This window comes from Streptomyces sp. NPDC093094 (assembly GCF_044754345.1).
GTDB lineage: Bacteria > Actinomycetota > Actinomycetes > Streptomycetales > Streptomycetaceae > Streptomyces.
In genome coordinates this window covers 1-18,838 of sequence record NZ_JBIVOX010000041.1, presented here as the reverse complement: position 1 = coordinate 18,838, position 18,838 = coordinate 1, and the positions used below count along the sequence as shown (strand labels likewise).

General features: G+C 72.5%; 20 protein-coding genes and 1 pseudogene. 10 read left to right on the top strand and 11 right to left on the bottom strand.

The genetic code is table 11. The annotated features are described in order from the left end of the window. Window positions 1-104 precede the first annotated feature (104 nt). Window positions 105-692 (bottom strand): hypothetical protein, encoded by a 588-nt coding sequence (locus tag ACIQGV_RS39555; protein WP_402504325.1) that lies wholly within the window; start codon window positions 690-692, stop codon window positions 105-107. A gap of 238 nt (window positions 693-930) precedes the next feature. Between ACIQGV_RS39555 and ACIQGV_RS39550 the strand changes: the two genes are divergently transcribed. Beyond that, entirely contained in the window at window positions 931-1,692 is a 762-nt protein-coding gene (locus ACIQGV_RS39550) for an endonuclease/exonuclease/phosphatase family protein (RefSeq protein ID WP_402504323.1), read from the top strand. A 67-nt stretch (window positions 1,693-1,759) separates the two neighbouring features. On the opposite strand, the gene ACIQGV_RS39545 is transcribed toward ACIQGV_RS39550, so the two are convergent. Together ACIQGV_RS39545 and ACIQGV_RS39540 are read right to left on the bottom strand one after the other, a co-directional pair. After that, on the bottom strand, window positions 1,760-2,470 hold the full coding sequence (locus ACIQGV_RS39545; protein WP_402504320.1) for a hypothetical protein: 711 nt from the start codon (window positions 2,468-2,470) through the stop codon (window positions 1,760-1,762). Between the two features lie 460 nt (window positions 2,471-2,930). Beyond that, the gene (locus tag ACIQGV_RS39540) at window positions 2,931-4,067 is read right to left on the bottom strand and encodes an MFS transporter (RefSeq protein ID WP_402504357.1); all 1,137 of its coding nucleotides are present in this window, start codon (window positions 4,065-4,067) and stop codon (window positions 2,931-2,933) included. A 155-nt stretch (window positions 4,068-4,222) separates the two neighbouring features. Here ACIQGV_RS39540 and ACIQGV_RS39535 point away from each other — a divergent pair, with 155 nt between their 5' ends. Next, window positions 4,223-4,984 (top strand): DeoR/GlpR family DNA-binding transcription regulator, encoded by a 762-nt coding sequence (locus ACIQGV_RS39535; RefSeq protein WP_402504318.1) that lies wholly within the window; start codon window positions 4,223-4,225, stop codon window positions 4,982-4,984. Between the two features lie 80 nt (window positions 4,985-5,064). Next, window positions 5,065-5,484 (top strand): annotated as a pseudogene (locus ACIQGV_RS39530) (ankyrin repeat domain-containing protein); the annotation flags it as partial. 621 nt (window positions 5,485-6,105) lie between these two features. Here the strand turns inward: ACIQGV_RS39530 and ACIQGV_RS39525 are convergent. The 3 genes from ACIQGV_RS39525 to ACIQGV_RS39515 form a co-directional block, all read right to left on the bottom strand. Next, window positions 6,106-6,576 (bottom strand): hypothetical protein, encoded by a 471-nt coding sequence (locus ACIQGV_RS39525; RefSeq protein ID WP_402504316.1) that lies wholly within the window; start codon window positions 6,574-6,576, stop codon window positions 6,106-6,108. Window positions 6,577-6,726: 150 nt separating this feature from the next. Next, window positions 6,727-6,936, bottom strand: a complete 210-nt coding sequence (locus ACIQGV_RS39520; protein ID WP_402504314.1) for a hypothetical protein — start codon at window positions 6,934-6,936, stop codon at window positions 6,727-6,729. Between the two features lie 123 nt (window positions 6,937-7,059). Next, window positions 7,060-7,680 (bottom strand): MBL fold metallo-hydrolase, encoded by a 621-nt coding sequence (locus ACIQGV_RS39515; protein ID WP_402504312.1) that lies wholly within the window; start codon window positions 7,678-7,680, stop codon window positions 7,060-7,062. Between the two features lie 91 nt (window positions 7,681-7,771). Here ACIQGV_RS39515 and ACIQGV_RS39510 point away from each other — a divergent pair, with 91 nt between their 5' ends. After that, on the top strand, window positions 7,772-8,728 hold the full coding sequence (locus ACIQGV_RS39510) for a GlxA family transcriptional regulator (protein ID WP_402504310.1): 957 nt from the start codon (window positions 7,772-7,774) through the stop codon (window positions 8,726-8,728). Window positions 8,729-8,843: 115 nt separating this feature from the next. On the opposite strand, the gene ACIQGV_RS39505 is transcribed toward ACIQGV_RS39510, so the two are convergent. Both ACIQGV_RS39505 and ACIQGV_RS39500 read right to left on the bottom strand, forming a co-directional pair. Continuing rightward, complete coding sequence (locus ACIQGV_RS39505) at window positions 8,844-10,097, bottom strand: PP2C family protein-serine/threonine phosphatase (protein ID WP_402504307.1); 1,254 nt, start codon at window positions 10,095-10,097, stop codon at window positions 8,844-8,846. A 396-nt stretch (window positions 10,098-10,493) separates the two neighbouring features. Continuing rightward, entirely contained in the window at window positions 10,494-11,228 is a 735-nt protein-coding gene (locus ACIQGV_RS39500) for a phosphatase PAP2 family protein (protein ID WP_402504304.1), read from the bottom strand. A gap of 842 nt (window positions 11,229-12,070) precedes the next feature. Here ACIQGV_RS39500 and ACIQGV_RS39495 point away from each other — a divergent pair. Next, window positions 12,071-12,562 carry a DUF2505 family protein gene (locus ACIQGV_RS39495; protein WP_402504302.1) on the top strand — a complete coding sequence of 164 codons (492 nt, stop codon included), beginning with the start codon at window positions 12,071-12,073 and terminating at the stop codon, window positions 12,560-12,562. 40 nt (window positions 12,563-12,602) lie between these two features. Here the strand turns inward: ACIQGV_RS39495 and ACIQGV_RS39490 are convergent, their stop codons facing one another. After that, complete coding sequence (locus ACIQGV_RS39490) at window positions 12,603-13,442, bottom strand: IclR family transcriptional regulator (RefSeq protein ID WP_402504300.1); 840 nt, start codon at window positions 13,440-13,442, stop codon at window positions 12,603-12,605. Window positions 13,443-13,471: 29 nt separating this feature from the next. On the opposite strand from ACIQGV_RS39490, the gene ACIQGV_RS39485 reads away from it, so the two are divergent. Together ACIQGV_RS39485 and ACIQGV_RS39480 are read left to right on the top strand one after the other, a co-directional pair. Beyond that, complete coding sequence (locus ACIQGV_RS39485; protein ID WP_402504298.1) at window positions 13,472-14,251, top strand: amidohydrolase family protein; 780 nt, start codon at window positions 13,472-13,474, stop codon at window positions 14,249-14,251. A 171-nt stretch (window positions 14,252-14,422) separates the two neighbouring features. Beyond that, the gene (locus ACIQGV_RS39480) at window positions 14,423-15,883 is read left to right on the top strand and encodes an aldehyde dehydrogenase family protein (protein ID WP_402504297.1); all 1,461 of its coding nucleotides are present in this window, start codon (window positions 14,423-14,425) and stop codon (window positions 15,881-15,883) included. Between the two features lie 134 nt (window positions 15,884-16,017). On the opposite strand, the gene ACIQGV_RS39475 is transcribed toward ACIQGV_RS39480, so the two are convergent. After that, window positions 16,018-16,329, bottom strand: a complete 312-nt coding sequence (locus tag ACIQGV_RS39475) for a hypothetical protein (protein ID WP_402504294.1) — start codon at window positions 16,327-16,329, stop codon at window positions 16,018-16,020. 169 nt (window positions 16,330-16,498) lie between these two features. Next, the gene (locus tag ACIQGV_RS39470; protein ID WP_402504292.1) at window positions 16,499-17,287 is read right to left on the bottom strand and encodes a GntR family transcriptional regulator; all 789 of its coding nucleotides are present in this window, start codon (window positions 17,285-17,287) and stop codon (window positions 16,499-16,501) included. Window positions 17,288-17,394: 107 nt separating this feature from the next. Here ACIQGV_RS39470 and ACIQGV_RS39465 point away from each other — a divergent pair, with 107 nt between their 5' ends. The 3 genes from ACIQGV_RS39465 to ACIQGV_RS39455 are packed head-to-tail and all read left to right on the top strand — an operon-like array spanning window position 17,395 to window position 18,675. Beyond that, window positions 17,395-17,802, top strand: coding sequence for an NUDIX hydrolase (locus ACIQGV_RS39465; RefSeq protein WP_402504354.1), 408 nt, complete (start codon window positions 17,395-17,397; stop codon window positions 17,800-17,802). A gap of 46 nt (window positions 17,803-17,848) precedes the next feature. Further along, window positions 17,849-18,286, top strand: coding sequence for an ATP-binding protein (locus ACIQGV_RS39460; RefSeq protein WP_402504290.1), 438 nt, complete (start codon window positions 17,849-17,851; stop codon window positions 18,284-18,286). Further along, the gene (locus ACIQGV_RS39455) at window positions 18,280-18,675 is read left to right on the top strand and encodes a hypothetical protein (RefSeq protein WP_402504287.1); all 396 of its coding nucleotides are present in this window, start codon (window positions 18,280-18,282) and stop codon (window positions 18,673-18,675) included. Before ACIQGV_RS39460 ends, ACIQGV_RS39455 begins: the two co-directional genes overlap by 7 nt. Window positions 18,676-18,838: the final 163 nt, after the last annotated feature.

Sequence of the window (18,838 nt, the reverse complement as noted above, 5' to 3'; positions counted from 1 at the left end):
GAGGCCGGGAGGCCGGGAGGCCGGGAGGCCGGGAGGCCGGGAGGCCGGGAGGCCGGGAGGCCGGGAGGCCGGGAGGCCGGGAGGCCGGGAGGCCGGGAGGCCGGCTACTCCGGCTCGACCGGTTCGGGAAAACCCAGTTCGTCCAGCAGCTCGCCGAAGAGGTCCTCGGCGAAGGTCTCCCGCGAGCGCAGCACCTGCTCGATCCGGGACCGCCGCCCCGGTACGGCGACGCCGGCCGCCGCGGCCCAGGCGAGGGCGCCCTCGGCGTCGGACGGGACCTCCGCGTCGAGTTCGGCGCGCTTGCGTGCGACCGCCTCCTGGAATTCGGGGGAGTCCTCCCAGAGGCTCTGGTCGTCCAGGTCCTCGGGTTCGTCGGCCAGGAGCACCGCGGCCCTGTCCAGGTTGAGCCATGCCTGCCAGCGCCGGCCGCCGGTGCCCAGTCCGGTCACGAGGGCCAGGTCGCTGTCGGAGACCTCGGCGACACAGACCGGCGCGCCGGTCCATTCGACCAGGGCCTGCAGGTGGTCTTCCTCCCACAGTCCATGATCGACCAGGACGGTCTGCCAGCCGCCGGGGCGCGGCCACCACTCGTGCACCGCGTCCTTCCGTTCTCGGCCGATGCCGTCGAACACGGGGGCTGACGGCAGTGACTGCTCGCTGCGAGCGAAGACCAGATGACCCGAGAATCCCAACGGAGCTCCTTCTCAGAAACGTTCCGCGCACCCTACGGCCCGCCACTGACAGAGCAGGGGCAGGGCCCGTCGGCTCCGCTCCCGGTGGGCGGGGCCGCCGTTCCCGGGCGGGGTGCCGTGAACGGCCGACGGCTCCGCAGGTCTGCGCCGGCAGGTCTGCGCCGGGACGACTGCCGGACGACCGGGAGCGCGACCGTAAGGTGGGACAGGACCGGATGCCTTCGGCGGAAGGGGAGACGTGGAGAGGGAGAGTCTGCGGGATCTGCCCGGGTCGACGACCCGGGCCGACGGTTCCGTGGTCGTGCGGGTGCTCGGTTACAACGTCCGCTCCATGCGCGACGACGTCACGGCGCTCGCCCGGGTGATCCGGGCCTGCCGGCCCGACGTCGTCTGCGTCCAGGAGGCGCCGAGGTTCTTCCGCTGGCGCAAGGCCGCCGCCCGCCTCGCCCGGACCTCCGGGCTCGTGTACGTCTCGGGCGGCGCCACCGCTTCCGGCCCCATGATCCTCTCCTCGCTGCGCGCCCGTGTGGAGCGCACCGAGGACGTCCTGCTGCCCCGCACCCCCGGCCTGCACCAGCGCGGCTTCGCGACCGCCGTGCTGCGGTTCGGCCGGGCCCGCCTCGGGGTGCTCAGCTGTCACCTGAGCATCGACGCCCGGGAACGCCACACGCAGGGCCTGTTGCTCCTCGACCGGCTGGCCGCCCTCGACGTGCCGTACGCCGTCGCCGCGGGCGACCTCAACGACCGGCTCGACGGCCGTACCTTCGGCCTGCTCGCAGAAGCCCTGCAGGACGGCTGGGCGACGAGACCGTGGGGGCGGGAACACACGACCCGGCTGGGCGACCCGCTGCAGCGGATCGACGCGGTCCTCGCGACGGAGGGGGTGGAGGTGCTGGGGTGCGGCGTGCCGATGGGGCTGCCCGGTGTCCTGGAGCAGGACCTCCGGGCGGCGACGGACCACCTGCCGGTGCTGGCCGCTCTGCGGGTGCCGGCCGCGTAGACGGGGTTCCGCCCCGGGCTCCCGCCCCGGACATCGGCCCCCGGATTCCCCGCCCCCGGGCTCCCGGTCACCGCTGCGAGGCGCCCCGGACGGTGACTCCGAAGCGGGTGCGCAGCCGACGGATCTCCCAGGCCGAGACCGCGGTCACCGACAGCGGTCCGCCGAGCAGTGAGCAGTACTGGACCACCGGCGGGCCCGGCGGCATGCCGTTGCCGACGAGGTTGAACACCGCCAGCACCCACACCAGGATCCCGGTGACCACGGGCGGCAGCATGGGGTGGACATGGGCGGTGTTGAAGGCGCTGCGCGCGGAGTACAGCGACGCCAGGAAGAGGAAGGGCAGTCCCCAGAAGACGGCGGCCGTCACGGCGAGGGCGAACGGCAGCATCTGCCAGCCGTGCAGGTTGTCCTTGAGTCCGGTCCGGCCCGCGACGTAGAGGGTCGCGACGAGGACGACGAGAGTCAGCACGTACCAGCCGACCGCCTTGAGCGGGGCACCCAGCCGGGACCGCAGACGGGGTCGCAGGTGCGGGGGCGCGTAGAGGATGAATCCTCCGATGACCAGCGGCCCCGCGCAGATCAGCAGCAGCGGCGTAAGCATCGCGTTGCCCAGGCCCTCCTCCGCCGCGTCCCCCCAGCGGTCCTTCTCCGCTCCGTAGACCAGGACCAGCGCGAGGCCGGCCAGCACGCCGAGCACCGTGCGGACCACCTGGACCCGGTCCACGGTGCGGTCCACTATCCGGTCCCCGCTCCGGTGCACGAAGAGCCTGGTGGCCACGCGGTGTGCGGAGCGGACGACGACGAACGCGAGGAAGAGGGGCGAGAGGTACCGCAGGCAGCCGCGGCGGCGTGCGGCCGGAACGGGTGCACCGGGGTGCGGGCCGTACGGGTGCGGGCCGTACGGGTTCGCGTTCGGATACGCGTACGGGTTCGCGTTCGGATACGGGTTCGGGGCGGACGGACCGTACGGGTTGCCGCCGTCGCCCGGCCCGTAAGGGCTGTGGGGGCCATGGGGCGCCGGCCCGTACGGAGCACCCCAGCCCTGTCGGCCCGGTCCGTTGCCGCCGGGTCGCCCCGCGCCGGATCCAGGACCCCGTCCCCCGGTTGCCATGGCCTCTCCCACCGTTCGTTTCCGGCCAGTTGCCGTGTCGGCCGGTGACTCGGCGGCAGTGTAGCCAAGGAGTCGCAGGGCGGACTGCGGTCCGGCGGGCGGCAGTCCTGGCGGGTGGCGCCGCTGGTCAGATGCCGCTCCGCTCCGTCTCTCGCTCACGCGTCCGGCCCGGTGCGGTACGCAGGACTCCTCCGGCCGCCGCGGTGATCACACACAGCAGGGTCAGCAGAAGGAAGGCGTGACCGAGCGTCACGACATGGGTCAGCCAGCCGATGACGGCGGGGCCGGCGAGCATACCGACGTAGCCGAGTCCGGCGACGCGGGAGACGTTGGCGCCGGCCGCCGCGGGGTCGGCGTGCCCGGCGGCGCTGAACAACTGGGGCACGCAGCCGGACAGCCCCAGTCCGAACAGCGCCCAGCCCGCGAACGCGGACCACACCCAGGGGGCGACGGCGACGATCGTGATGCCGACGGCGGCCAGGGCCGCTCCCTGGCGCAGGACGGCCGGGGGACCGAACCGGACGACGACACGGTCGGCGAGCAGCCGGCCGACGGTCATCGTCGCCGCGTACGTGCCGTAGGCGAAGGCGGCGGTCGTCGCGGGTGCGCCGAGGACGTCCTTCAGGTGCAGGACGCTCCAGTCGTTGGCGGCTCCCTCGCACAGCATGACCATCGCGGCCAGGACGGCGAGGATCCAGATACGCCCGGGGGCACCGCCCGGCTTCGCCGCCGGGGCGTTCTCGGCCGGATCGGCGGCGTCCGGCGGGATCGGTGCGGCCGGCAGCAGAGCGCGTGCCGTCGCCAGGGCGATCACGGCGCCGAGGGCCCCCGCGGCACCCATGGCCGCGGCCGGGCTCATGCCCGCGCTCGCGGCACCCGCGGCGACGAGTGCGGCGAGGACGCCGCCGACGGAGAACGTGGCGTGGAAGGCGGACATGACGGGCCTGCCGTACGCCTTCTCCACGTGCACGGCGTGGGCGTTCATGCTCACGTCCAGGCAGCCGTTGAAGAAGCCGAAGGCGAGCAGGGATCCCGCCAGTGTCCAGGGGTCCTGGGAGATGCCGGGCAGGACCAGTGTCGCGCTGCACAGCACGCCGGAGGCGGGGACCACGGCACGCGCCCCGAGCCGGTCGGTCAGACGCCCGGCCAGCTGCATGCCGGCGAAGGCCCCGAGGCCCAGCAGGACGAGCAGCCCTCCCAGCGTCGCGTGACTGATGCCCACGCGCTCCTCGATGGCCGGGATGTGCACCACCCAGATGCCCATCAGGGTGCCGCAGAGGACGAAGAAGACGAAGGTGGCCGCGCGTGCGGCCCGAAGAGAACGTTCCACACCGGCACCGTAACGAACATTCTCGATGTCCGAAAGGCCGAAGAACGAACAGATTGAATGTTCGTTCCAGGGTGGTGTTCAATCACGGTATGAGCAACGCAGACCGTCACGGGCTGATCGTCCATACCGTCAGGGAGTCGGGCAGCGTCACGGTCCAGGAACTCGCCGAGCTGACCGGCGCCTCGGAGATGACCATCCGCCGCGACCTGGACACGCTGGCCGCGCAGGGGGTCCTCGAACGTGTCCGCGGCGGGGCGCGCACCCTGCTGCTCAGGGGCGAGGAGCCGCCCTTCGCGCTGCGCACGCGCGAGGCCGTCGAGGCCAAGCGCCGGATCGCGGCCGAGGTGTCCTCGCTCGTCGCCGACGGCGAGACCGTCCTGCTGGACAGCGGCACCACCTGTCTGGAGGTCGCCCGCCTCCTGCGGCAGCGGCCGGTGACCGTGATGCCTCTGTCGCTCCAGGCCATCCAGCTGTTCGCCGAGACACCGGGTCCGACCACGCTGATGATCCCCGGCGGGCAGCCCCGTGCCGCCGAGGGGGCCCTCACCGGCCCCCTCACCCTCGCCTCCCTGGCGGCGCTGCGCTTCGACACCGCCGTCGTCGGCTGCTGCGGGCTGAGCGCGGCCGAGGGCCTCACCGCGTACGACCTCGACGACGCGGCGGTGAAGAAGGCGGTCATCGCCTCCAGCCGGCGCGTCGTCGTCGCGACGGACGGGAGCAAGCTCGGCCGCACCGCCTTCGCCCACGTCGGCCCGTCCTCGCTCCTGCACACCCTGGTCACCGACAGCACGGCGCCGGCCGAGGAGGTCGCCGCCCTCGAAGGCGCGGGCACCGTCGTGAAAACCGCCTGAGAAGGGGATCGGCCCACCGGACCGCGGCGCGGGAAAAACGGCTGGCTCCACGGCGCCGACGGTCACTAGCCTTGCCGACCATGAAACTGCGGCGCCGGAAGAAGCTCTCCCGTCAGCTCGTGGAGGCGATTCTGGGAGCCGATCCCTCACGTGTGAAGGCACTTCTGCGGGCCGGGGCGGACCCCGGGCAAAGGGACTCCGAGGGCACCACTCCCCTGTACCTGGCGGCCGTTCAGGGCGAAGCGGAGATCGCCCGCCTGCTCATGGAGGCAGGGGCCTCCCCCGACACCGAGAGCAGGGGCGCCGGATCGGACGGCACACCGTTGTGCGCGGCCGCGTGCTGGGGGCACACCGGGGCGGTGCGCGTACTGCTGGCGCACGGGGCCGACCCGAACCTTCGCGAGGACCACGGAACGGGCTGGTCGCCCTGGGAGTGGGCGAACCACGGCCCCCACCCCGAGACCGTCGAACTCCTCGTCTCGGCCGGAGCGAACCCCTCGGACGTCGACGAGGCCGCGGTGCGGCTCCGGGAGGCCGTCCGGCGCATCGAGGACGCCACCCGGGACCGTGCCGCCACGGGGCGCGGCCCCGAGGAGGCCGATGACGTCGTCGGCACGTTCGCCACGGACGGCGCGCTCGGCTTCGACCCGTTCCCCTTCCTCCGCGCTCTGTACGAGGCCGGATCGCACGCGGTGGTCATAGGCCAGGTCGCCGGCATCATGCACGGCTCGCAGGAGCCGACCGGCGACCTCGACCTGCTGTGGGACGGCACACCGGAGCAGGCGCGCGCCCTGCGGACCGCGCTGACCGACGCCGGCTGCGTCGACCTGCCCGACCTCGACCGGCCACAGGCCGCCTACCGGGTGACCGGGGCGAGCGGCGACCTGTGCACACCCGCCCTGCCCTGGGGCGACATGGACGTCGCCCCCTGTCTGTCCCGTGCGGTGAGCACCCGGGCCCCGGCCGGCTTCCCCGTCCGGTACGCCGCTCTGGACGATCTGATCCGTATGCGGCGGGCCCTCGGCCGCCCCAAGGATCACCGTCGCGCGGACGAACTCGAGCGCCTGCGCCCCTGAGGGGACGAGGCGGGCCGGCGGAGAGCGGAGTACGCCCGGCCCGGCTCAGCCGTCCACGTCGGCGCAGACGGCGTAGAAGTGCCCCTCGGTGCGGGGCATTCCGGCAGAACCGACGACCGAGGCTCTCCAGGCGGTCGCGTCCAGGGTGGGCGCGGACTCCACCAGATCGAGTGCGGTGAGGTCGCCGCTGTCCGCGTTGACTCCTCCGCCGAGGACCTTCTTGCCCGCGGGACAGGCGAGGGTCACCTTGGCGACCCCCTGTCCCTCGATGGCGAACGAGCTGGTCACGACCTCGTACCCGCTGATCGCGGTGGCAGCGGGAGACGTCGTCGACGGGCAGGACGTGGTCTGGCCGACGATGTTGTCCACGGTGCCCTGGACGCCGCACAGCAGCGGTGACACAAGTCCCAGAACGGGGCCCAAGGGGCCGTCCGCCGCCTGGGCCTGCCCTGCTCCCACAGCCGTCAGAGCCGTGGACGCGGCCAGTGTTGCGATGATCCGACCGGTTTTCCTCATCGGGAACTCCCTGTCCGGTGAAGCACTGGGGTGATCAGTCGGAAAATCTACGGTCGGACCGCCGCGCCCCCGCGAAACGACATGAAGCGTTCAGCCATTAGGCCGCCGGACGCCCGGCCGGCCGGGCGTCCGGGAGCGACGGCGGCACGCTCAGCCCGCGCCGGACTCCGTGATCATGTACAGCACCGAGCCCACGACGAGGACGACCAGCGGCCAGCGCAGTTCCTCCCAGCCCCACCGGTTCGTCCTCGGCGGAGGGTCGGACGCGCCGAACATCAGCCCGCACCTGCGGCAGAAGCGCATCCCGGGTCCGTGGACCCTGCCGACCAGCCCGCACCGTCCGCACTTCACCGTCACCATGCGTCGGACGCTACGACAACGCCGCCCGCCCCGGGGCCGTTTCCCGGCCTCTCGCCTCACCGGCGCCCGCCGGCAGGCCGGGGACCGGGAACGCGCCGCACACGCACGTCCGGCGACGACTCGTCAGATCGGGGCGGAGCCGTCGGCCGGGAACGGGCCGCCGTGGCCCGGGACGATCAGGTCGGCGGCGGCGAGGACACGCAGGCGGGAGGTCCGCAGGGTTCCGGGGTCGGGGGCCACCGGGTCCTCGACGGGCCCGTCGGGGCGCCACCACAGGTCGCCCACGAAGGCCACCACGCCCTGCTCCGTGCCCGCGAGGAGCGTGATGTCCTCGGGGCTGTGCCCCGGTGTCCGGATCAGACGCAGCGAGGGAGTGAGCTCATGGCCCTCGGCGTCGCGGTCGAGCCACTGGTCGGCCCGGTAGACGGCCTTGTGGTCGTGCACACGGGCCCGGCCGAACAGGCCGACGTTCATGGTGTTGTCGGGGTGATGGTGGCTCAGGACCACGTCGGTGATGTCGTCGGGTCCGAGGCCGAGCCGGGCGAGCGGGCCGAGGATGCGGTCGCGGGACGCCACCATGCCCGGGTCGACGATCACATGGCGGTCCGCGTCGTGGACGTAGGAGACGGTGGCGGCGACGCCGGGGCCCGTGGACAGGGTGTAGCCGGTGGTGAGGACCGTGAAGGCGGCGCTGCGGCCGAGCGGGGCGTCGGTGCGGTTCCGGGTGGTGATCGCGTCTGTCATGGTCGAGATCCTGTCGTGCGGGCCGCCCCGCGACGAGTGGCACGGATGCCATTGATCGCAGGAAACGTGCCACTCGTGCCACACTCCCCCCATGCCTGCCTTCCGGACCGTCGCCGCGTACGCCCCGCCCGGAGTCGGCATGCTCGCCGCCGGTCTCGTCTGCGAGGTCTTCGGGCCGCACGGGCCGCAGATCCCCGGCTTCGGTCTCGACCTGTGCAGCGACCGGCCGGGCCCCGTGCGGACCGACGCCGGTGTGCCGCTCGCGGTCGGCCACGGACTGGACCGGCTGGCCGCCGCGGACCTGGTGCTCGTCCTGCCCGGGGCGGACTTCCGCACGCCGCCCGCCCGGGAGGTCCTGCGCGCGCTGACCGCCGCGTACGAGCGCGGGGCACTGGTCGCCGCCCACTGCGTCGGCACCTTCGCGCTCGCCGCCGCGGGGCTGCTGGACGGTCACCGGGCCACCACCCACTGGCGGTTCGCCGATCTGCTGGCCCGCCGCCATCCTGACGTCGTCGTCGAACCCGATGCGCTGTACGTCGACGAAGGGCGGATCGTCACGGGTGCGGGAGCCGCCGCCGGGTTCGACCTGTGTCTGCATCTGCTCAGACGGGAGCACGGGGCCGCCCTCGCCAACGGCGTGGCCCGTGACCTGGTGCTGCCCTCGCACCGCGACGGCGGTCAGGCCCAGTACCTGGCCGCCCCCGTCCCCCCGGACGGCGAGGACACCCGCCTCGCCGAGCTCCTGGCGTGGGCCCGCGAGCATCTGCACGAGCCCGTGTCGGTCACCGAACTGGCCCGCCGGGCCATGATGAGCAGGCGTACCTTCGCGCGGCGCTTCACCGCCGCGACCGGCACCACCCCGCACGCGTGGCTGCGCGAACAGCGGCTGAGCAGTGCCGAGGAGCTCCTGGAGACCACCGGCCTTCCGGTGGAGGAGATCGCACGCCGTGTCGGCTACGGCAGCGCGGCCGTGCTGCGCGAGCAGTTCGTACGCCGCCGCGGGGTACCGCCCCGCACCTACCGCCGGACCTTCACCCACACCCCGTAGCCGAGGCGGCCCCGGATTCCCCTCCGTCATCGGTCGTCAGCCGTCGGGCACCGGGCGGTCACGCCCCTCGCGTCAGGCCCTCCGGGACCATGTCCCGCGCCACGAGAACGACGGGTCAGAGCCGGACGACGACGAGGGCGACGTCGTCCCTCCCGCCGCTGGCCACCCCCAGACGGGCCAGCAGGGTGTCGGCGAGCCGCTCCGCACCCAGGCGGCTGCACCTGGCGAGCACGCTCCTCAGACGGTCCAGGCCGGCGTCGATGTCCTCCTCCCGGCGTTCGATGAGCCCGTCGGTGTACAGCACCAGGGTGTCGCCCGGCCTGTAGTGCACGCTGGCCTGGGGGCGGGGCACATGGTCCGGGCGGGCGGCCAGCGGCGGATCGGTCGCCTGGTCCAGCAGTTCCGTGCGGCCGTCGGCGTGCAGCAGGACCGGGGGCGGATGACCGGCGTTGCTGTAGCTGATGAGCTGGCTGCGCCGGTCCACCATCGCCTTGACCGCGGTCGTGCCCAGGGCCCCGTCGATCGAGCGGGCGTACAGGCCGAGGACCTCCAGCGCCTGGGCGGGGCGCTCCAGGGCGCGGATGGCCGCCGACAGGGCACTGCGCAGCATGCCCATGACAGCGGCAGCCTCCAAGCCGTGGCCGATGACGTCGCCCACGGCCACGGCGAGCCGGTCCGGGGGAATGTCGACCACGTCGTACCAGTCACCGCACACGTTCAGCGAGCCGACCGCCGGCAGATAGCGCACCACCACGTCCTGCGGGTGATGGGCCAGGTCCGGGGCGTGCAGCATGGCCTCCTGCAGGGTGACGGCGACCTCCCGTTCCCGGGTGTGGGCACTGCGCAGCTCCTCGTTCAGACGCTGGAGCTCCCGCGCCCGCGCGTACAGCTCCGCCTCCAGCGACTCGGCCACCTCCAGGCGCCTGCCGACACGGACCCGCATGGGCTCGTCGGCCTGGTGCGCCTTGACGAACGCGGTCACGTCCTCCACCCGGTGGATGATCCACGCCACCTGTCCGTTCCGGCCCAGGACGGGTGTGTTCACCGGGGACCACCAGCGCTCCTCGAACACCCCGGGCCGGCTCACGACCGGGATGTCGTACTTCTGCAGGGCCATGGTGTCCTGCCGGCGCGTGGCCAGGACCCGGTGCAGGGAGGCGTTCAGATTCCGCACCCCGTCGGCGTCGGGGTCTTCGGGGTTGTCGGGGAACGCCTGGAAGACGTGCTGGCCCATGAGGTCCTCGCGGGTACGGCCGGTCGCCGCCAGATAGGCCCGGTTGACGTCCACGATCACCAGGTCGGAGCCCAGGACCAGATACGGGCTGGGCGTGGCGGCGAACAGGGCCGCATGATCAACCTGCGCCGCCATCTCGCCGCTCCTCCGCCCGCTGCCGCCGACCTGCCTTCCAACCTAGGCCCCACCCACGTCAGGCGCCCATCCGGCGTCACCTGCTCGGCCGAGCCCGGCCCTGGCCCGCGCACCCGGTGAGAGGGAAGCACCGCGGGGACGGCCGCGTCCCAGAAGTGCCGGCACCTGCGCCGGGCACGGCGTGCTGCCGGGGCCGGCGCAGGTGCGTCAGAAGAACTCGCGGTCCGGATCGGCCGTCGCGTCAGAGAGGCAGACCTCCTCCGAGGAGACCCTCGAGCAGGCTGCTGACACCGGCGAGAAGGGAGGAGAGTGCGTCCATGGAAGGCTCCTTGGGTCGTGGGAACTGTGTCCTGATGACGACCGAGCCGCTGTCCGGAGACGGCCGGGAAGCCGCTGTCACTCTCTCGGGCGTCGGCCACTGGTCCTGTCGTACGCATCGGCGGGGACGGGGCCCTCAGCGGGCCCCGGTTCCGGGGCGGCCTCGGTGAGTTCGGGCTCCAGGCCCTCGCCCACCGGTGCGCGACCGCGGCCGGCGTCGACCCGCCACGCCTCGAAGGCCCAGGCCGTGAGGGCGACCACGGCCAGGCCGAGGAGCCAGCCGCCGATGACGTCACTGAACCAGTGCACACCGAGGGCGACCCTGGTGAAGCCCACGCCGGCCACGGAGAACACGGCGGCGCACCAGCACGGGATCCGCCACACCCGCGGGATCAGAGGCAGCAGCACCAGCAGGAACACGGCGAAGGACGTGGTGGCCGTCATCGCGTGGCCGGACGGGAACGAGTACCCGGGGGCGTGCGCGACCGGGTCCTGCAGCGCGGGCCTGGCCCGCTCCACCACCACCTTGACCAGCAGCCCGGTGAGCCCGCCGCCCACGGCGGTCACCGCGGCCCAGGCCGCCAGGCGCCACGCCCGCCGGTGCAGCAGCCACACCGTCAGCACCGCGACGGCCGCACGCAGGGTGAGGGGATCCCACACCTGGTCCGACAGCAGCCGGAGCGTACTCGTCCACGCGGGGTGGCGGACGGCGATCTCGTGCAGGCTTTGGGCGGCGTGCGCGTCGATCCGGAGCAAGGGCCGCCATCGGTCCTCGACGAGGACCAGGAGCAGACCGAACGGAACCGCCGTCACCGCGGCGGCCACCGCCGCGGCCGGCAGACGCGCGCCGAACCGCCGGTCGGCCCACCGGCGACGTCCGCCCCGGCATTCACCACGACGTCCACGACGGTGCTCGGGGAAGTGCCGTGCTGCCTCTCGTCCGCGCATTCACACTCCAGGATCGGCTCGGACCGGCCCCGGGCTGCGGCCGCGCGCCGCCTCCAACCGCGCGGCGAAGGACAGTCCGAGGAAAACAGGGGGCGACGGAGGTCAGACCGGCCCACAGCAGCAGATGCACGGCGGCGCCGAACGCCAGCCGGGTGCAGCCGGTCACCGGTCGCGGGCGGGGCCGGTGGCCGGCAGGCCCAGGCCCGTCATCAGCCCTGCCTGACAGATCGCCAGCACGGCGGTCCGCCGGGCGGCCCGGGCCGCGGGGTGGTGCGGTACGCCGGCTCCTCGCCGGTGCGGGGACTCGGCCGGGTCTTTCACCGGGTGGATTCCGCGGGCTCTCCGGGGCAGCGGTGGGCATACGTCCTCTCCTGCTCGGCTCGGCTGAGCGATGTCGGGCCGGCGGGTACGGATGCCGGTCCACCGCCGTATGCCCGCTCGGCGGAGAAGCAGACGGGCCGGCGGTGCGGTCGCGCTCCGGTCGGCCGGCCCGGGGCGGGACGCACGGGGCGGGACGCACGGGGCGGGACGCACGGCGCCGGCGGCCGCAGCCCCCTCTCCCGGGCCGGGGAAGCGGCCCGGGGCGCCCCGGGCCGGCTCCGCGGGCGTCGTACGGATGCCGGCGAAGTCCCGCCGCTGTCCCGCCTTTTCGGACAGCCTTCCTCCCGCCCGATTCCACATCGTGCCCGGACTGCTACTTTCCGTGCATGCGACAATTCACCCTGGTTCACGAGGTGTTGGGCACGCCGCGCGCCTTCCTCACCTGGTTCCTGGACGACAGGCGCGAAGAGGACCTCTACAAGGGCGCGCTGCGCTACGGCGAGTACACGACGACGGAGGCCCGGGAGACCGACACCGTCGCGTACCGCAGAGCGGTGTTCAGCCGGCCGCTGGATCTGCCGGGCGCGTTGGCGAAACTCGTCGGCGGCGGCCACCGGGAATCGCAGGACGGCAGGCTCGACAAGGCGGCCGGCGTCTGGAGCTGGAAGATCGCCCCCGGCGCTCTGGCGGACAAGATCCGCCAGGAGGGCACCCTCCGTCTCGAACCGCAGGGCACCGACCGCACCCGCCTGATCTCCGAGCACGAGATCGAGGCGAAGATCTTCCAGGTGGGCGGCCTCTTCGAGACTTCCCTGGAGAAGTACACCCGCCAGGAGTGGGACCGACTCACCGCCTTCTACGGCAAGCCGCACGACTGAGCCACGGCGTCCGGGCCCGCCGCGGCCGCGTCACCACGGCTCACGTGCGACGGGCGTCCGTCCGCCCGGCCCGCCGGTCCGGGGTGTGGCCCAGTTCGTCGGACATCGCTCTGGTCGAGCGGAGGAGTTCCTCCGAGAGCCGGGCCAGGTCCTGCTCCGTGATCCCCCGTGCGGGCATGACCAGGGTGACGACGAGAGGGAAGGACTCGCCGACCGAGAACACCGGGGCCGCCACCGAGGTCACGCCGGGGATGAGGCCGCCGACGGTGCCGGCCACGCCCTCGCGCAGCACGTCCTCCCTGATGGCGTCGACCCGTTCCCGCGTGGCCGTGTCCAGCGACTCCAGCTCCAGCTGCCCGCACAGCACCGGCTCGGTGAGCTGGAGGGGCAGATACGCGAGGAACGCCCCTCCGATCGCGGAGTTCAGCAGGGGCATCGTCGCGCCGACCCGGACGGTGATGGGCAGGGCATGGGCGCCGTACTCCCAGCGCACGACGACAGGTCCGTTGTCGCCCCACACCGCGAGGTTCACCGCGTGGGACGTACGGTCACGCAGTCCGGGCAGGTGCTCGCTCACCAGCGCGACCTCGTCCATGCGCCGCAGTGACTCGGCGCCGAGGCGGCGCATGGCGGGCCCCATGTCGTAGCGGCCGGAACTGGGCGACTGGGCGACCAGGCCCGTCCTGGCGAGGCTGACGAGGTAGCGGTGGACCTTGCTCGGCTGCATGCCGCTGGCCGTGGCTATCTGTGTCAGGCTCATCGGGCCCCGCCCCTCTTCGAGGGCTCTCAGCACCGTCATGGCCAGTTCGACGGACTGGATGCCCTGCCGCGCCGGCGATGCCTCGGTGTTCTCGGACTCGGAGGGGAGCTGAGCTGTCACAGGGGCGATCATAGTGACTCCGGCGGTGAGTGCGTCCAGGAGATCCCGTGGTGTGCGGGAGGTCAGGCGTCGGTGCGGCCGGCCGGAGGCACCTCGCTCCTCGTCGCGCCCGGCAGTTCCCCGGCCAGGCTCCTCAGCGCACCGGGTCCGCCGCGCTGCCGTTGCAGGACCCGAAGGCGGCCGCGCGGGAACCGGAGCGCGCGGTGACCGGGCCGGACATGCGCGGAGCGCTGGTGAACGCGCACACCCAGGGCCGCTACCTCGACGATCCGCAGCTGCGCGTCGTGCGGGAGCGCGCCGAGGGACTCGACGTGCCGCTCCACCTCCACCCCGCCGACGGGGTCGGCACCCCGCACGTGATGGAGGGGCACCCGGAGCTGACCGGGCCGATGTGGAGCCGGGGGACGGAGACCGCCTCGCACGTCCCGCGTCTGGTGTTCGGCGGCGTCTTCGCCGGCTTCCCCGAGGCCGAGCTGCTGCTGGGACACATGGGCGAGGGCCTGCCGTACGTGCTGTGGCGGCTGGACTCACGCCGGGGCTTCCACAACCACCACGGTGTCGAGCTCGCCCGCGAGAACCCTTCGGAGTATCTTCGGCACAACCTCTGCATCACGACCAGCGGCGTCTGCTCCGCCGCCCCCCTGCTGCGCGCGCTGCTCGCCCTCGGCCCGGAGCACATCCTCTTCGGCACCGACCACCCCTTCGAGGACATGGCCACGGCGACGGAGTTCCTGCGCACCGCCCCGGTCAGCGGGGCGAACCGGGAGAAGATCGCCCACCTCGACGCCGAGCGCCTGCTCCGCCTGTGAGACCGGCCGTCCACGCCTCCGGGCGGCGGCCCCCCGCACACCCGGCACCGCACACCCGGCCCCGTGGACACGGCCCTCGTGGACACGGCCGCAGACCGGTCCCCGTGGACGCCGGGCACCGGACCCCCGTTTCCGCTTCCTCCCCACCCTCTCAAGCAAGGAGTCGCCGACATGACCCGAGAGAACACCGCACGGCACTGGATCGACGGCGAGTGGGCCGACTCCCCTCGGGTCTCGGAGAGCGTCGACCCGGCGACCGGCGAGGTGATCGGCACGTACACGGAGGCCGACACCGAGGTGGGCCGGGCGGCGATCGACGCGGCCGCCCGCGCCTTCGGCGAGGGCTCCTGGCGTCTGGACCCGATGGTGCGGGCCACCGCGCTGAGCCATCTCGCCGACGCCTACGACCAGCGCATGGGCGAGGTCGTCGACACGCTGTGCCGGGAGAACGGCAAGTTGCGGCGCGAAGCGGGCTTCGAGGCGCACTTCATCTCCCGCGCGCTGCGTTTCGCCGCGGGTCTGGCCCTCCAGCCGCACGGCCGGGTCACCGACACCCACCCGGGCCGGCAGGCCATGTCCATCCGGCAGGCCGTCGGTGTCGCCGGGATCGTCGTGCCGTGGAACTCCCCCGCCTACCTCTGCATCCGCGCGCTCGCCCCGGCCCTGGCGGCGGGGTGCACGGCGGTCGTGAAGATGCCCGGCCAGGCGGCCCGGACCGCCGCCCTCATGAGCGACATCCTGGCGTCCGTCCCCGAGCTGCCGCGCGGCGCGGTGAACGTCGTCATCGAGTCCGGCTCCGACGTGGCCCGGCTGCTGGTCGAGTCGCCGCAGGTGCCCGTGATCAGCTTCACCGGCAGCACCGCCACCGGGCGGCTCGTCGCCCAGGCCGCGGCGGCCCGCTTCAAGCGGGTGGGACTGGAGCTGGGCGGCAAGACCCCTCACCTGGTGTTCGCCGACGCCGACATGAGCGCCGCGGTGGCCACCGCCGTGCAGTCGTCCACCGTCTTCGCCGGGCAGTTCTGCATGACGGGCAGCCGGCTCCTGGTGCAGCGGGAGATCGCCGACGAGTTCACGGCCGCGCTGGCCCGGCGGCTGGAGAGCGTGCGCCCCGGCCCGGCCTCCGACCCGGCCAGCGAGATCGGCCCGCTGATCGACAAGGCGTCGGTCGCCCGGGTCGACGCCGCCGTGGAAGCGGCGATCGCGGCCGGCGCCAAGCCGATCGTGCGCGGCGGCCCCAGCACGCGGCCCGAGCTCGCGGGCGGAGCCTTCTACCACCCGACACTGCTGTCGGTCCCCGACTCCTCGCTCCCGATCGTGCAGGAGGAGACCTTCGGCCCGGTGCAGACGGTCCAGGTCTTCGACACCGAGGAGGAGGCCGTCGCCCTCGCCAACGACACCGAGTACGGCCTCAGCGCCTGCGTCTGGAGCCGCGACGCCGACCGGCCGGTGCGGGTGGCACGTCTGCTCGACGCGGGCCTCATCTCCGTCAACAGCTGGGCGAACCTGACCGTGGAGTTCGAGGAGGGCGGATTCAAGTCCAGCGGGGTCGGCCGGCTCGGCGGCCTCGCCTCCGTGGAGGACTTCCTGGAGTACAAGCAGATCACCCAGGACTACGTGCCCCACGGCGGCTGAGCCGACGGGAGGGCGGACGCCCCCGGACCGGCCCGCCCTCCCCCGCCGTCCCGGCCCGACCGGCCCGCTCCGCATCGGCCGCGCCGGTCTCATTTCCTGATCGGGCCGGTCCGACCCCTTGCCGCTATCACATATCACAGACATCGCCCTCCGCATGCCGCACCCTCTCCCCCACCCCGGCACACAGACACCCACCCACACCCACACCGGACAGGAGGCCACCGATGGCCGAACAGCGCGACCTTCCGACCTTCGAGGTCGACAGACACAAGATCACCACCCTCAGGGACGGTGACCTTGACGAGCGAGGACTCCCCGTCCTTGATGTAGACGACGCCGACGGCACCCTTGGCGATCTCGCCGGCCTGACGGTCGCGGACCTTCGGCTCGGGGGCTTCGGTGAGGAGGATGGTGGCGGCAGAGGTCTCGACGCGGATGGTGCGCACGGAACAGTCCTCATCTACTCGTCTATACATGTAGCGGTCTGCGAACCCGATCTCCCGGGGTCGCGACGGCCACCTTGCCACACAACTTGCCCACTCATCTATACGAGTATGCCTGTTGGGGTGTACGAGTTCGGACCGGCGTCCCCGCGCACCGCCACCGCTCACCCGCTCATGTGGCCGGGAGCTGGTACGAGAGGACGTAGGCATCGGCCGCCATGACCGTGTCGCAGACCTCGACAGCTCGCCCCTCGGCGTCGAAGGCCGTCCGGATCAGGTGGATGACGGGCACACCAGCCGCCAGGTGGAGCGTCTTGACCTCTGCGGGCGAGGGCATCCGGGCGCGGATCTCCTCCTCGAAGTGGTCGAGGCGGTGGCCCAGCTCTTCGAGGCGGGCGTAGATGCCGCCGGGGCCGGGGTTGGGTTCGGCGATCGGTGTACCGCGGGCGATGTCGAGCGGGAGGTACGAGGTGGCGAACTCCACCGGCCGCCCGTCGAGCAGGTACCGGCGCCGGCGGGCGAGGACGCGCCGCACGGATCCAAGCCGGGTGGAGATGTCCTGGCTCGCCTTCTCCTCCTTGACCTCCAGGCTGTCGACCGTGGGGTGGCTGCCGGCCGCGTCGGCTTCGACGATGAAGGCGGACTTGCCCTGCTCGCGGTGGCGCCGGGCGAACCGGTCGGAGGCGAGCCGCCGAACGGGCGGGCGTGGCCGGACGAAGACACCCTTGCCGTGCTCCGCGTGCACGAGTCCCTCGCCCTGGAGGACGGAGAAGGAGTTCCGGACGGTCATCCGGGACACCCCGTAGTGCTCCACCAGCTCCGCTTCCGAGGGCAGCTTCTCGCCCTCGCGGAATCGCCCACGGTCGATGGCTTCACGCAGCTGGTCGGCGATCTGCCGGAAGACCGCACGATCGCTCGTGGGGTCGAGATCGCCGAGCAGGCCCGAGGAAAGAGGGCTCACGTGTACTCCTTTAGGTATCTAGACGAGTGGGCGAGTCTTGTTGCTACGGTGGAGAGCCTAGCCAGCCGAGAGGGCCGAGGTACGTGAGCACAGAACGCCCGCACTCCGTGAGCGTGGCCGGGGTCGTCGTCGACGACCAGGGCCGGGCCCTCTTGATCCAGCGCCGGGACAACGGCAAGTGGGAGCCTCCGGGCGGCGTCCTCGAACGCGGGGAGACCATCCCCGAGGCCCTCGGACGCGAAGTCCTCGAAGAGACCGGCATCAAGATCGCACCTGCCGTGTCCCTCACCGGCGTCTACAAGAACATGACCGGCCTGATCGTCTCGCTGGTCTTCCGCTGTGAGGCCGCCGACGGCACGCCCACCACCGGTAGTGAGACCCGCGCCCTGCGCTGGGCCACTCGTGAAGAGGTCTCCGAACTCGCCGACGAGGCATACGCGATCCGCGTCCTGGACGCACTCGACGCGGCGTCTCCGCCGGCCATCCGCGCCCACGACGGCGTGAAACTCGTCTAGCCCGAACCCGCCGCACATGGCGGCCTACCAGCATGAAGGAACTTGTATGCACGAGTATACGAGTACGGTCCGGGTCTGGGGACTCACTTGCCCAGGATTCCCGGAAGAGGTCAGCCGGGCCCGCCGCTGGACCCGTGACATCCTGCGCGGTTCGCCCTTAGCCGAGGACGCGGAACTGATCGTGAGCGAGCTGAGCGCGAACGCGGTCCTCCACACGGCGAGCGGCCGGCAGTCCGGCAGCTTCCACCTGGCCGTCGCCGTCTCGGCGCAGGTGGTCGCGGTATCGGTGACCGACGACGGAGCCACGGGCACGGCCCCGAAGGTCGAGCACCAGGACCAGGCGGACGAGTCCGCCGAGCACGGCCGGGGCCTGGGCATGGTCAGTGCCCTCGCCCACCGGGTCGTCATCCACGGCAGCGACCAGGGCCACACGGTCACCGCGGAGCTCTACGCGGACGACCGGCAGAGAGGCCACCCGTGCTGAGGAAGGAACTCCGCCGCGGCTACTGGTGCGAGTGCTGGACGGAAGACGTCATCGGCCGGCAGCCACGAACATTCGTCGCCTCGTTCGACGCCGATACGGCAGCCCAGGCAGACAGGTGGGTCGCGATCATCCTCCGCAGCATCACACCCCTGCTCGACACCGACGCATGCGACGAAGCCTGGGAGTGGCTCTACGACGGCCGCGTCACCACCCGTCAGGCACTCCTACGGGCAGAACCCTGCACAGTCACGGTCACGCAGGCCGACGTACGCGTCACGTGGGCAATCCGCCCAGCGCTCTTCCTTCCGATCGCAGACCGCGAAGGCGCCGAACTTCCGGCATGTGCATACGACTTCAGGGCCCTGGCAACCGTGTCTAGTCCCAGGTGATGTTTGACGTTCTGGTCCCAGCTGCTGCTTGACGGTGGGCCTAGACAACATCGGAAACCTTGTGGGGCTTGTGAACCGTTCCGGGTTCGGTAGGGACTCGATCATTTGAGAGGATCGAGTCATGGCACGTCCTTCCCAGTACCCGCTTGAGCTGCGCCGTCGT

Excerpts from the sequence above, each read along its gene's own strand:
- ACIQGV_RS39540 (WP_402504357.1), bottom strand. The coding sequence starts at position 4,067 with ATGGGCATCTGGGTGGTGCACATCCCGGCCATCGAGGAGCGCGTGGGC.
- ACIQGV_RS39535 (WP_402504318.1), top strand. The coding sequence starts at position 4,223 with ATGAGCAACGCAGACCGTCACGGGCTGATCGTCCATACCGTCAGGGAG.
- ACIQGV_RS39525 (WP_402504316.1), bottom strand. The coding sequence starts at position 6,576 with ATGAGGAAAACCGGTCGGATCATCGCAACACTGGCCGCGTCCACGGCT.
- ACIQGV_RS39520 (WP_402504314.1), bottom strand. The coding sequence starts at position 6,936 with ATGGTGACGGTGAAGTGCGGACGGTGCGGGCTGGTCGGCAGGGTCCAC.
- ACIQGV_RS39515 (WP_402504312.1), bottom strand. The coding sequence starts at position 7,680 with ATGACAGACGCGATCACCACCCGGAACCGCACCGACGCCCCGCTCGGC.
- ACIQGV_RS39510 (WP_402504310.1), top strand. The coding sequence starts at position 7,772 with ATGCCTGCCTTCCGGACCGTCGCCGCGTACGCCCCGCCCGGAGTCGGC.
- ACIQGV_RS39505 (WP_402504307.1), bottom strand. The coding sequence starts at position 10,097 with ATGGCGGCGCAGGTTGATCATGCGGCCCTGTTCGCCGCCACGCCCAGC.
- ACIQGV_RS39495 (WP_402504302.1), top strand. The coding sequence starts at position 12,071 with ATGCGACAATTCACCCTGGTTCACGAGGTGTTGGGCACGCCGCGCGCC.
- ACIQGV_RS39480 (WP_402504297.1), top strand. The coding sequence starts at position 14,423 with ATGACCCGAGAGAACACCGCACGGCACTGGATCGACGGCGAGTGGGCC.
- ACIQGV_RS39460 (WP_402504290.1), top strand. The coding sequence starts at position 17,849 with ATGCACGAGTATACGAGTACGGTCCGGGTCTGGGGACTCACTTGCCCA.